This is a genomic window from Salinarchaeum sp. IM2453 (assembly GCF_019693215.1).
Taxonomy (GTDB): Archaea; Halobacteriota; Halobacteria; order Halobacteriales; family Salinarchaeaceae; genus IM2453.
The window spans coordinates 2,054,543-2,067,496 of record NZ_CP081183.1 but is presented as its reverse complement, the minus strand read 5'-3'; the positions used below and the strand labels follow the sequence as shown (position 1 = coordinate 2,067,496).

Annotated in this window: 12 protein-coding genes; 2 read left to right on the top strand and 10 right to left on the bottom strand. The window is 45.6% G+C overall.

Features of this window, described 5'->3' with window-relative positions:
* Nucleotides 1–73: 73 nt before the first annotated feature.
* Together K0C01_RS09885 and K0C01_RS09880 are read right to left on the bottom strand one after the other, a co-directional pair.
* Nucleotides 74–589 (bottom strand): redoxin domain-containing protein, encoded by a 516-nt coding sequence (locus K0C01_RS09885; protein ID WP_221169543.1) that lies wholly within the window; start codon nucleotides 587–589, stop codon nucleotides 74–76.
* On the bottom strand, nucleotides 589–837 hold the full coding sequence (locus tag K0C01_RS09880) for a glutathione S-transferase N-terminal domain-containing protein (RefSeq protein WP_221169542.1): 249 nt from the start codon (nucleotides 835–837) through the stop codon (nucleotides 589–591). The genes K0C01_RS09885 and K0C01_RS09880 overlap by 1 nt, the downstream gene beginning before the upstream one ends.
* A gap of 237 nt (nucleotides 838–1,074) precedes the next feature.
* Between K0C01_RS09880 and K0C01_RS09875 the strand changes: the two genes are divergently transcribed.
* Nucleotides 1,075–1,800 (top strand): MOSC domain-containing protein, encoded by a 726-nt coding sequence (locus tag K0C01_RS09875; RefSeq protein ID WP_221169541.1) that lies wholly within the window; start codon nucleotides 1,075–1,077, stop codon nucleotides 1,798–1,800.
* A gap of 49 nt (nucleotides 1,801–1,849) precedes the next feature.
* On the opposite strand, the gene gcvPA is transcribed toward K0C01_RS09875, so the two are convergent.
* Nucleotides 1,850–3,205 (bottom strand): aminomethyl-transferring glycine dehydrogenase subunit GcvPA, encoded by a 1,356-nt coding sequence (gcvPA, locus tag K0C01_RS09870; protein WP_221169540.1) that lies wholly within the window; start codon nucleotides 3,203–3,205, stop codon nucleotides 1,850–1,852.
* Between the two features lie 133 nt (nucleotides 3,206–3,338).
* Here gcvPA and K0C01_RS09865 point away from each other — a divergent pair, with 133 nt between their 5' ends.
* Nucleotides 3,339–3,533, top strand: a complete 195-nt coding sequence (locus K0C01_RS09865) for a hypothetical protein (protein WP_221169539.1) — start codon at nucleotides 3,339–3,341, stop codon at nucleotides 3,531–3,533.
* 468 nt (nucleotides 3,534–4,001) lie between these two features.
* Here K0C01_RS09865 and K0C01_RS09860 read toward each other — a convergent pair whose 3' ends face one another.
* The 7 genes from K0C01_RS09860 to cobN form a co-directional block, all read right to left on the bottom strand.
* Nucleotides 4,002–5,597 carry a uracil-xanthine permease family protein gene (locus K0C01_RS09860; RefSeq protein ID WP_221169538.1) on the bottom strand — a complete coding sequence of 532 codons (1,596 nt, stop codon included), beginning with the start codon at nucleotides 5,595–5,597 and terminating at the stop codon, nucleotides 4,002–4,004.
* A 217-nt stretch (nucleotides 5,598–5,814) separates the two neighbouring features.
* Complete coding sequence (locus K0C01_RS09855; protein WP_221169537.1) at nucleotides 5,815–6,201, bottom strand: hypothetical protein; 387 nt, start codon at nucleotides 6,199–6,201, stop codon at nucleotides 5,815–5,817.
* Nucleotides 6,202–6,323: 122 nt separating this feature from the next.
* Entirely contained in the window at nucleotides 6,324–6,482 is a 159-nt protein-coding gene (locus K0C01_RS09850; protein WP_221169536.1) for a hypothetical protein, read from the bottom strand.
* Between the two features lie 107 nt (nucleotides 6,483–6,589).
* The gene (gene cobA, locus K0C01_RS09845; protein WP_221169535.1) at nucleotides 6,590–7,408 is read right to left on the bottom strand and encodes a uroporphyrinogen-III C-methyltransferase; all 819 of its coding nucleotides are present in this window, start codon (nucleotides 7,406–7,408) and stop codon (nucleotides 6,590–6,592) included.
* Nucleotides 7,409–7,785: 377 nt separating this feature from the next.
* Entirely contained in the window at nucleotides 7,786–8,535 is a 750-nt protein-coding gene (locus K0C01_RS09840; RefSeq protein ID WP_221169534.1) for a cobalt-precorrin-7 (C(5))-methyltransferase, read from the bottom strand.
* Nucleotides 8,532–9,203, bottom strand: coding sequence for a precorrin-8X methylmutase (locus K0C01_RS09835; RefSeq protein ID WP_221169533.1), 672 nt, complete (start codon nucleotides 9,201–9,203; stop codon nucleotides 8,532–8,534). Before K0C01_RS09835 ends, K0C01_RS09840 begins: the two co-directional genes overlap by 4 nt.
* On the bottom strand, nucleotides 9,203–12,931 hold the full coding sequence (gene cobN / locus K0C01_RS09830) for a cobaltochelatase subunit CobN (RefSeq protein WP_221169532.1): 3,729 nt from the start codon (nucleotides 12,929–12,931) through the stop codon (nucleotides 9,203–9,205). Before cobN ends, K0C01_RS09835 begins: the two co-directional genes overlap by 1 nt.
* Nucleotides 12,932–12,954 lie beyond the last annotated feature (23 nt).

Genomic DNA, 12,954 nt, shown 5'->3' with positions numbered 1-12,954 from the left:
ATACTACTGAAAATCAGAACGGTAGTTTACTAGTTGAGGGAGTATCAACACGGACACTAACGAGTAAAGTATGTTAGATCTCCTGTAGTGCTGTCTCAATCGCATCATATGGAGGGAATTCCGGCCATTCTTCGGCAATCCATCGGTGACGGATAGTCATTTCGTGATCAATTAAAAACGTTGCTGGTCGCGGCTCAGAAACACCGGCCATGCCATCGAGGTCGTGAGCGATATCAAATCGTTCAGCGACCGTATTTGCTGGATCACTAAAAATCGGAGAGGGAAGAGAACGTTTTTTGATGAATTCAATCAGTGCATACGGCGTTGAAATAGTGCAGCCAACCACCCGGACGTTATATTCATTTTCCCAATCTCGATCAGCGACCTCATTCCAGAAATATATTGCAGGAAAGCTCCCGATCATCGGATGGAAACACAGTAGCACAGATCGATCTTGAGTAAGGTCAGAGAGTGATTGATTTTCCCAGTACTCCTCAGTTACTAACGTCCGGGTAAAGTCAGGAGCTGTCGTATCTATGTCTGGAGGATCAATTGAAGAGAACTTCGGGAGATCGAATGGGACATCCATTATCGATCACCGTAGGTTTTCTGTAAGTATGTGACTATTGTGTCACTTTCAGCTACGACAGCACCAGTCTGATCATCAATCAGTACGGGAACTGTACGAGCACCGGTGATGCGTTTGACTACTGATCGATCCGAATGCATCGGTAAAACAAATCTAGATTGGTATGAGAGATTCAGATTCTGCAGTACCTTGACGACACGCTCACAGAATGGACATGCCTGCAATCGATAAAGAGTCAGTGATGACATCAGGGATCACATCGGAGAAAAGGGCCGGAGTTGGGTAAAAGTGTCTTCAACCAAGATTTATTCGATATAACATAGAATCTACAGGCGGAGCAGGCCGAGGCAGTTCACTTTGTCCGAGAAACATTCGAGGTGAGGCTTCATCCTATAAGAGGAGATACTGATTTCAGCATATGATCACTCTGATAGAGCTTGTCAATTTCTGCTCATGTCTGTACATACAAGTCATTTCAATTTGATATGCAATATGTGCCAACTGGAACGATTCTATCACTGCAAATTGGTACACCTGAAGTCAGAGGTGATTCAGATGCTGAAAACCCGATGAACCGGCAATGGGAAACTGCGATGTTCAAGACTCCGATTGATCGGGCTGTTTATCTTGATAAGTCGGGGATTGAGGGCGACCAACAAGCGGACTTAAACAATCACGGAGGACCAGCAAAGGCCGTCTGCGTTTATCCTGAGGAACACTACAGTCACTGGAGAGAAGTGCTTGAGGTCGAGTTAACCCTAGGGGCATTTGGAGAAAACTTTACGACAAGAGGCCTAATGGAATCTGAAGCATGCATTGGGGACATATATGAAGTTGGAACAGCGACAATACAGGTTTCACAACCTCGATCACCATGTTGGAAGCTCGCTCGACGGTGGGAATGTCCTGACTTAGCAGTAAAATTCGAAGAAACAGGATACACTGGATGGTACATGCGTGTGTTAGACCCGGGAGAGGTACAGGCTGGACAACAGCTACAACTCGTTGAACGTCCTCATCCTGAATGGACAATTGACCGGACAACAAATGTCCGATTTCAGATGCCAGATGACAAGAAACTCGCTGGTGAGCTTGCCAAGATTCCGCCACTATATGATGGATGGGCAGACAAACTTCGTCATCGAGCCGAAACAGGTGAACAGATTTATTCTGAAAATCGAATATATGGACCAAACCAAGGTACCAAATGAAGAACTAATCTTGCAAAGTTACAATATTATTATAGCTATATGAAGTTAGTTATTGAACAGCCCGGCCATATACTGCCTGTTTGACTGCACTAACTAGCTTGTCACTGTGCTCGCGGTTCATATCCGTAACACAAATCTGAATTTGATGATCATCGATGACATGAACTGCGCATCCTTCATCCAGCAACTGATCGGCAATATGTGCTGCTGATTTCTCCGTACGACAAACAAATTCGCGAAAATGATGTTGGTCATGTACTGGGGCATCAATACCTTGGATAGAATCAAGCTCGTCAGCAAGTTGTTTTGGTGCTTCAATACATGTCGAAGCTAAATTAACCAAGCCCTGTGGTCCGAGCATTGCTGCATGCATCACTGATCGAAGTGCAGCCCACGCAGCATTTGTACAAATATTTGATGTAGCACGCTCTCGGCGGATATGCTGAAGGCGCGTTTGTAGCACCATAGTGTAAGCACGGTTATTGTCTGCATCTGTTGTTGCCCCAACTAGCCGACCTGGTAACTGCCGGATAAAATCATCTCTGGTCGCAAAGAATCCTACATCAAATCCATAACTCGTTTGCATGCCTAAGACACCGGCGTTGCCGATTGCAATATCTGCACCAACGGATTCCGGAGATTCAAGTATCGACAAAGCAACTGGATCTGACCCAACACAGAAGAGGGCATCATGATCCGACGCAAGATTACCGATTTGCTCGAGATTGGGCTCGATTGTTCCAAGAATTGTCGGTGACGGAGTATATATCATCAATATGTCTTCATCAACATGCTCTTCAATAGCCGCTGGATCGGTGACACCATCATTGTATGCATAGGATTGGATACTAATTCCAGTAGCATCAACATATGTATGAAGCACCTCATGCTGTCGATCTGGCAATGTTTCTGGGATCAAAATTGTATCCCCATCCGCCGCACGAACGCGAGCAGCCATTCTAGCTGCTTCTCCTAGAGCAGTGGCCGGATCATTAAGTGAACAATTAACAACTGGAAGGCCAGTTAACTCAGAAAACACAGATTGATACTCAAAAAGTGCTTGGAGGAATCCTTGTGAGACTTCAGGTTGATACTGTGTATAGCTTGTCAGGAATTCAGATCGGTCAGAGAGGTGATCAACCAATGACGGAACGTAATGCGTGTAATGTCCCCGTCCAAGGAACTCGATCACATCTTCATTGTGCTGAAGAAGAGAACTAACTTCTTGGATAGTCCTCTGCTCACTTCGAGGTTCGATTCCGAAGGATCCATCGTACTGTAGTTCAGATGGAAGAGAGTACAACTCTTCAACATCAGCCACACCAATTGCATCCAGCATCGCCTTTTTGTCTTCCTCATCATGTGGCGCATATGGTGTTCCGACACTAGTGTGATGTGATACCATAGACCACCTAATGTGCTGAAGTGATTTAGCTTATGTGCTATGTGACAAAATTGTATATAAAATTCCGTAGCACTTGGGATATTCGTTTGTCACGGTACGGCATCTTTTAGTCATCAACACCATACATAGCAGTATGTCCGAAGATCAATCGCAACAAGATGTGGAACCAGAAAGCAGTGGAGACCAGATGATAACCTCACTTCCCGGAATTTCTGTCACCACACAGTTGTCCGATGCCGATCCCGAGGTCCTTCAAGATCTACATAAAAAGCAACTTGAGTTTGCACTTGAACGCGCTGAAGAAGCCAAGGAAGCGTCACGAATGTGAAGTACCTTGGGATCAAGCCTCGAGGCACTCTGTCTATTTCTTTGTCGATCACATCTGTCGGCTGAAGTGATCTTCGAGTTAGTAGCTGACTGAGCAATCCATTCTCATTTTCGGTAGAAACAAAAATGTTTACGCTGACAGCGAGGCAAGGGCCACACTGAAGCCGTTCCTCCTATCCGCCGGTTGGAACGTGGTTCTGCTTCGGTGATTCGGAGGTACCGTTGTTTTATGTCGGCAATTATGCGTGGTATTTTACTTGCATAACTTTGATTTTTGACGTTGAATATCCAGCCGTGGTTACGTCCGTGGAGAGATTCCCAGTTGTCGGCTTCACGGCTAAAGCGGGTGGGAGTTCGCCTTGCCATCGCTGTAAGAGTCCAAGATCACTAATAATCCCTGTGCCACCGGGCGTGGGGCAGTTGACTCCAGATGAGATTGCTAAACGGGTTCTCAACTGGTATAGAAGTGCTACTTATCGCGATTACCAGTCAGATAGCGTTCATGGACTGCCTCAAAGTCGTCATCGTCTTCGGTGAGTTCTTCCCAGGCAGAAAGGCCTCGGCCATCACGAGTGCCAGAAATTGTGTTATCAAGGATAAAACCAACAATCAGTCCCACCGCAATACCGGTTGTACCGACAACAAACAGCACTTGAGCTATCACCTCTGCGATCTGAATTCCAAGAGGTTGTGCATCTAACAGCGATCCAAGGACAGAAAGATCAACGAGTCCAGCTTGGATATCACCAGCCTCAAATTGTCCAACGTATGTTGGTACTGAAAGCCCAGAGAGGAGTGTTAAACCAGCGACGAAGGCGTTTCGGTTCTTATTCAAATCGACGTGTTGGAGCTGGGATAGTCCAACGCCGATAATCTGAGCGAACATTACCAAGAACAGGCCACCAACAATTGGGTCAGGAATCGTCTGCACAAAGCCACCAACAATTCCGATATATCCAGCGATAATCATAATAATACCACCAATCTGAACGACATAACGGGAGGCTACGTTGGTAATCCCGATTGCTCCAATATTCTCAGAATAGGAAGTTGCACCGTTCCCAGTACCCATGATACCAGCAAAAAGGTTACCAACACCTTCCATGCCGAGGCCATGGTTGATTCGTTGGCTACTTGGCGCATTCTCACCAGACATGCGGGCAACAGCGTAGTAATCGCCAAAACTCTCAATCATCGAAGCAACAACACCAGCAGTCATCCCAATAACAAACGCAGTTGTGAATTCTGGCATTCCCCACTGGAATGGAACGATTGGTTGGATGAGAGCCGGTTCAGTAGCGGCGCTGACCTCGACAAACGCAGTTGAATCTTCAGACACGACCCCTGTGGTAGAAAGGACAGCAGCAGCAAGCCATGCGCCGAGAAGTCCAAGTAATACTGGATATAGATTCAGGATGCGACTGTATCCGCCAAGATATTGTGAAAAAAGAACAATTAGAGCAAGTGTCAGACCTATAAGCCAAAGACTTTGGTCAGCTGCTGTAATCTGTCCAACATCGAATAACGAGAGTCCGATTAATGCAATTACAGGAGCAACAACAACGGGACTTAAGAAACGCTTAAGATATCCAAAGAGTCCAGAATAGCCGATAATAATCTGGAAGATACCAGCAGCGATCATTGCCCCCTGAAGTTCTACCATTATACTCTCAAAGTTCGTTGTCCCTGCTGCACCGAGTGTTCCAATGATTGCAAGCGCAGGTGCAAGGATCGCAAAGCTAGCTCCTTGAACGAGCGGATACCGGTTCCCTATCGTTGTCTGTAAAACCGTTGACACACCGGCAACAATGAAGAAGGTACCAACAAGTTGGGCGGTTGCTGGATCGGCACCAACTCCCTCCATTGCTCCAACCATCGCGAGCGGAACTGCGATGGTTGACCCAATCATTGTCAGATAATGCTGGACACCAAGCAGTGCCGATTGACCAATTGGTGGCTTATCATCAATGCCAAATTCAATTGCATCATTCTCAGACGGAGACGCTGTTCTTGGATTGGCGTCATCCCCGTTTCCGTCAATCGATACATCTTCGGAACCGCTCATACCATTCCCTCGGTCATCATTGACCACACGAATATGATACCTAGGCCGGTTTATATCAATGGATATTCTCCGAAAATTTTGCAAGAGAAAAATAGAGCTTATCTGATCACTCTAAGATTGTCTCGTGATGGAATCATTTGAGTATCTGAGAGATATGATGTGGTGATATTACCAGCCTATCGAATAGCTGAATGACTATCACCTATGTCAGAAGAATTTATTTTTGCTGAATAAGCGATGTGAGTAGCGAGTGACAACGCTTGGGAGCAACGGGGTATATTGTAATTGGTCCGGCTTTCCCATCAGTCCAAATATATACCGCATATCGGTTCTGGTAGGTTCGATATAGGCTCCAAGAACCAAGTACAATAAACAACAGCCCTCCAAGCACGTGCGTCGTGTAGGCAAAATATCCCCCAAATAAAAGCAGAAGGGCACTGAGACTAACCAGATTCCAGTCAACAAGTTTCATTGAGACGCGTTGAATTGCTCGAGTCTCAATTGTCACGGAATCATGTTCGGAGTGATGTACCTGTATATTCTTATCCCTAAATTGTATTGTCTTCCGCTTACGAAGTTCAATTTCAGTCGCTTGGGGCGACACAGTAAAACAAACGAAACTAGTTGACAAAAGCAGTTCGAAGACTTACTTGGAAGTCGTTGCCTGAAAAAAGTCAGCACCACTGTGCAAAGAAAGTTCACCGACGAATAGTGAACTACCCCTGCCTACTCGCCGCCGTTGGCGGCTCCTTGAGGACGAGAGAGCATGACTGTTGGACGGCTGTCTTGTTCTTCACGACGGAGGAGGTGTTCTTGAACAATCTGTGAGTATGGAATTTGTTCGTCTGGAATAACACGCCGACAAAGTGTACACGTTACCGACATAGTCAAATGGCCATACACAGTTGGTCAATGGGTTGTTGGTCGGACCGTTCTATAAGAGGTCTGTCAATCCATACACTATGTTGAGAGGTTGCTTGGTAAAAGATCGATTAACCTAATCCCTCTTGCATAAATTGAATAACATTTTCCCGAACTTTGGCAACTTCGCCGATGATTGTGACTGCAGGTGGGGTAATGTTCATCTCATCCCGCTGGGATACAATTGTATCAAGCGTTCCAGTGATGATCTGTTCTGTCTCCCACGTTGCTTTCTCTACCATTGCGGCAGGCATGTCAGTCGGAACTCCCTCCTTTTTAAGCATAGCAACGTTCTCTGACAAGGTGTTTACACCCATTAAGATGACGACTGTTCCGCCTGCTGTAAGTGTATTTGCAACAGCTGTCCAGTCAATTGCACTTTCATCTTTCGTAGGATCTTGGTGTCCTGTGATGACCATCAGGCTGGATGCATAATCTCGATGAGTAAGAGGAATACCACTAACACTTGATACAGCGAGTACACTAGATATGCCTGGAACAACTTCAAAAGAAATCTCTGCACCTGCTAAATATTCTGCTTCTTCTCCCCCTCGTCCAAAGACATTAGGGTCCCCTCCTTTAAGTCGAACAACATTATCACCCATTTGAGCTCGATCGCGCATTAATCTATTAATCTCATGTTGAGTCCTTCGGTTAGGGGAACGCTTGCCAACATCAATTGCTTCGACTGCTTGCGGAAGAGAGTCAATAATTGCATCAGTTGTAAGAGAGTCATAGAGCACGACATCTGCATTTTGTAGTCGCTTCCACGCTCGTCTAGTAAGTAACTCTGGGGTACCTGGGCCAGCACCGACTAACGCTACGCGGCCGAGCTCCTGATCAGTTGCACTCGAACTCTGCTCGTCTTTGCTTGCTTGTTGTTTAGCCATAGTGACTGTCGAAGTATCTTTTTATACCAAAGTTTCTGAGGTTTCCCGTCTATTATCTATATACATATGATAAGAGCAACTAAGTTCAGTATTCACTACCTGACCCTGAGCACCAGAGTTTGACGTCTGTATACAACAACACACAGTTGGGATTTCTTGCATAGAAGTACAATTGCATTTGTTATACTTCAATATTATTTGATCTGGACAGAGTACATTGACTTCGGTAATCAATGAAGCGTATCCATCCAATTGAACACGCTCAGAGGCCAATCCTTGAAGCCACCTCCCTGGTTGTTGGTGAACCTCTCCGGGGTCAATCCCCGGAGCTGTCGCCTCGACCGCCTGTACAAAGTTCATCTAAGGCCAGAACGGATTCAACTTGAACTGCGTACGACTAAAACAGAAAGGTCGGAATAGGTTGAGTCGTCAGTATTTGTGCTTTGTAGTGCCTGCAGGGTAGTGTCTGTTATCTTTTCTTCTTGCTGTGTGAGATGCTCAAAGACAAATACGGACAGTGACGGCGAAGCTCCGTGCTCTAAAAGATACGCAGCAATATCCTCTGGCATCCAGTCATATGGACGGGGTAAAATCAACAGGTGGCGGGTTCCAACGTGTTCTACTAACTGCTCCAATTCATCATCAATGCCACCGCTTTTGTGTAATGTAACAAATTTACTTTTTTCAAGTGGTGTTCGTGCTCGACTTGCAGCAATCTGTATTGACGAGATTCCAGGGATTATTTGGACAGGAGCGTCAACTGCTTGTTGTACTTTTCCAACGAACTGGTATCCTGAGTGATTCGGGTCACCCATTGTCACTGCTACTCCCTGATTTCCTTTAGCAATCTGCTGTGCAAACTCATCAAGAGTCTGTAGTTCATCATGATACCCACAGGTCAGGAATTCTGCATCTGTTATCGGCTTAATATACTCGACAACGGAATCAAATCCAACAACAACATCGGCAGACGCAATCAATTTCTCACCTCGTTTTGTTAGAAAATCTGTTGGTCCTGGTCCAATTCCAATTACATAGACTGGACTGTCTGAGTTATGGATCTCTGGGGTTGATTCAGCGAACGACGCAGGGTCTGGTCCAGAGTCAAGATTATACTGATCAGTCATTCTTCAGAGACCTCTCCATTACGAATATCGGTTGCAATATGCACGAATTCATTTGTTAGCGCAGCTGCTAAGCCACTTCCACCTCGGCGGCCAACGTTTGTAACTGCCGGTATGTTATACTTCTCCGCAACATCTCGAACTGTTTTACGACTTTCATCGGCTTTGACGAAGCCAACAGGAGTGGCAACGATTACCGCCGGTTGTGTACCAGCCTTAATGCAATCAGCAAGAGCAAAAGCTGCTGTTGGCGCATTTCCGATAACGATAATCCCATTCTCAAGGAGACCGTCCCTGTCCATCGCGAAGATAGATGCTGCAGTTCGTGTTATCTCCTCTTGCTCTATAGAGGAAGAATCGTAATTGATTGCTGATCTTTTTTGACAGTTATGACCTCGGTCAGTAATTCCATGATACGGCATAGTCACGTCAGTAACTATCATACACTCATCGAGGATAGCATGGCCTCCAGCAATAGCTGGATCGTGCTGAGTCCGGAGAAGATGTGCAAATTCTGGATCACCAGTTGCGTGCACCGCCTTTTGCCGTAACCTGTCGGTAACGGTCTCTTCTGGTACTAGTTTACGAACATATTCCATACTAGTATCAGCGATTTTTTCACCCTGTTCCGTTGTTGCTCCTAAGTCGATGTATTCATCATTTTCTGTCATTAGTTCTCACTCTCAGTTGCTTCACGGCTTGATTGACTCGATTCTAACGAACGATCAATTTCAAGATGAATCTCTTGGATATGTTTCTCAGTTTCTTCATCTGCATCCCATAGTTCACGGTCGATGGCTTCCAGCAGTGTTTGTGAAATATTCAGCACAGCCCACGGATTAACGGATTCCATCCACTCGCGGAGATTGTCATTAAATACGTACGTATCAGCGACATCTTCCCAGAGAGGGTCAGAAATAACCTCGGTTGTTGCGTCCCATCCTAGTACGACATCAACGCCTGTGGAGAGGTCACCGGCTCCTTTGTATCCGTGCTCTTTCATGCGATCTATCCATTTAGGATTAAGTACGCGAGTCCGCATTGTCTTACGAACTTTTTCTGTGTTTGTGTAAACGGTCGCCTGTTCAGGATCACTTGTATCTCCAACATATGCCTGAGGGCTACTTCCACTTATTTCTGTAACAGCGCGTTGCAATCCACCATGGAAGGCATACCAATCGGAGCTATCGAACTCATCCTGTTCCATCGTGTCTTCTATTTTGACAGTCGCTTCGATGCGACTCAGTCGCTCTTGTAGCGCATCGTGTGCTGGGATGACGGCACCATCACTTTTCATTGCATAACCACTCCATTGCATGAATACTTCCGCAAGATCTTCACCCGTTTCCCAGTTGCTCTCGGTGATTGCCTTGTTCACCCCAGCACCGTATCCCCCGGGTTTAGTCGTGAAAACCCGATTTGTATCATCTGTACTGTCACCTTTCTCAACATGTTTTTTCACATAATTATCTTCGTAGGATTCATTCAATGCAGCAACCATCTCAACAGCATCATTGATTATACCCGCTGTTTGAGGGAACAAATCTCGAAACAGGCCTGAGACTCGTGTTGTCACATCTATCCTGGGCCTTTCCAAAGTATTCAGAGGGATAACATCAATGTCTTTGACGCGACCGGCATCATTCCAGACTGGTTGCACTCCCATCAGTGCAAGGATTTGAGCGATCGTCTCTCCACGAGTTCGGACAGTTGGGGTACCCCACGTAACAATACCAACTTCTTCAGGATAAGTGTCGTTTTCTTCGACGTGCCGCTCAAGTATCTCATCTGCAAGTTGTTGTCCGATATTCCAAGCACTCTTAGCAGGAATCTTTCTTGGATCAAGTGTGTAGAAATTTCGTCCAGAGGGTAAAAGATCAACGCCCCCTCTTGTAGGTGAACCTGATCCGCCGGGTCGGATGTATTCTCCTTCGAGTGCATTAGCAACCTGTATATCCTCCTGTGATGTCTGCATGAGAACAGGGTATACCGTATCGCATATATATTCAAGCACCGTATGCAGTTGTTCATATGCAGAATCTGGAACGTTATTGGGACGTATTGGATCAAGCTTAGCGTGAATCAAGTCTAAGTCAATGTGCTCTTGGTTGTAATCATGTTTGGCAAGCCATGTAACAAGTTCAACACATTGTTCTTGTATAGTTTCTGCGACTGCACTATATGTTTTGGTAGTCCCAGGAATACAGTCCTGTGGTATATCAGTAATGCAGGAAGGATCAATGCCTAGACACTGAGCGACAGTATTGTAGAGGCTTGGTGCTTTGTTATTCGGATAGCGAGTAAGCGAAACGATGAATTCCACTAACTCATCATCAGTTGGTGGGGCCCCTAAGGTGTGTAATCCTGCTTTGATTTGTGTTTGCTTAATATCTGTAATATATTCATGTAGTCTGTCGACAACGGTTTCAAGAGATACCGATGATGGGTCTTTAATTCCAAGCTCCGTCCAGAGATCCAGCTCATCAACGTGATTATAGACTGTTTTGGCAAATTCAGAACGTTCCTTCGTAGATGTTGATTCAGCTGTATAATATTGGTTCGCTAGCTCTTGGAGTTCTTCAAGTTCGTCATATGTACCTGCCGTTGTCATGGCCGGAGTAAGATGATCAACAATTGTTGCATATGATCGTCGTTTGGCCTGTGTCCCTTCACCAGGGTTATTAATGATATAAGGGTAGATGTTTGGCAGATCATTAATCAGCTGATCAGGTGTACTGGTCGAGTCAAGCCCCACATTTTTTCCAGGGAGCCATTCAAGACTGCCGTGAGTCCCAAAGTGAACAACCGCATCTGCGCAATACCTGTATTGAAGCCACAGATAAAATCCAATATATTCGTGAGGAGGAACTAAATCAGAGTCATGGTATACTTTTGATCTGTCTATATTGAATCCTCTTGGGGGCTGTACAGTAATTATAACATTACCAAACTGAACTCCTGGGATTGCAATTGGATGGTCTGGTGTGTCCCCCCACTCTTTTTTTATTTGGGATTGCACCTCTTCACTAAGGCACTCGAACCAATCTTGGTAGGTATCTGGTCCGAGATAGTCGGCATATGTAACATGTGTTTGTTGTGGATCCGGCCAGTGATTTCGTCCGGTAAGTTGTTCAATTAACTCTTCGATGATTTTTTGGCCAGACTCAGGCAGTTTTGGCAAGTTGTAATCCCGGGACTGTAATTCTTGAAGAAAATTGATCAGACTTGCTTGAGTGTCAAGGCCAAATGCAGTTCCGATGCCGTCATCACTTGGTGGGTAATTATGCAGAATAATCGCAATTCTTTTGTCTGGGTTAGGGGTGTATCGCAATTCTGCCCATTTCTGAACGAGGCCTGCGACATGTCCAACACGATCGGCAATGGGACGATGTTGTGTTGGGGTAGCATCAATATTGTCTTGACCAGATACGGGCTCTTTTCCGCTTATCGGGTGGGTAATAATATTACCATCGTGTTCTGGAAGTGTAACTGCCAATGCAAGTTCAAATCCTTGTAATCCAGCTGGGTTCCCCATATACTCTGATCGAGTCTGCATACTGGTGACTACCTGAAAAACGGGGACTCCAAGCTCACGTAGAAAGATATCTTCAGGATCAATGTCAATAGTGCTATCACGGCCTCGTTGGCTCATCGAAAGTGAATACATAAACCCAGTAATGACTCCGTCAACAATCGTGTCATCTCCGTTTTGAAACCAATTCTGTGCAACCCAACGGGCGTCATGCTGGTCTTGATTATCACTGACCGGAGAACAGAAGACAGGAAGTGCATTAATATCACGTGCTTCGAGCTCTCGAATAAGAGCATCAATGTATTGTGTATTTTCATGTGTCCAATGAGACCGGTAAAACCAGATTCCCACTGTCGGTCGATGTGGATCAAAGTTAGCGAGCAATTCATCATACGACGCCGCTGGGTAATCAGGGTGATAAACTCCCTCTGTCGGTAGCTCGATTGGCGGTTGATATGACCCGGACCATTCAGTGTATTCCGTTGCAAGGTATCGGACAAGATTAGTAAAATTCACAACCCCGCCGTGTTCAAGATACTGAGAGACTGTTTCCCTCACCGTCTCATCAGCCGTTGTATCACGGACACTGCGTGATTTTCCCGAGGATTGAACGATAAATGGTATATCGCGGTCATATAGGCTATGTCGTAATTTTTCATATCCGGGCATATCATCCGTAGAGCCGTGTAGCCAGCAGACGACAGCTGTTGCGGTGCTTGCTGTGGTACAGAACTCTTTGATGTCCGTTGTTGTCTCAAGGTTGTCTGGTGTTTGTATTACAAGCTGTATCTCATCTAGTTGAGATGCTGCTTTTTGGATTGCTCCCACTTCGTTCGTTGTCGCGGTATAGATGACGACCCGCAACATAACTTTGTTAAATTGTTATTGTC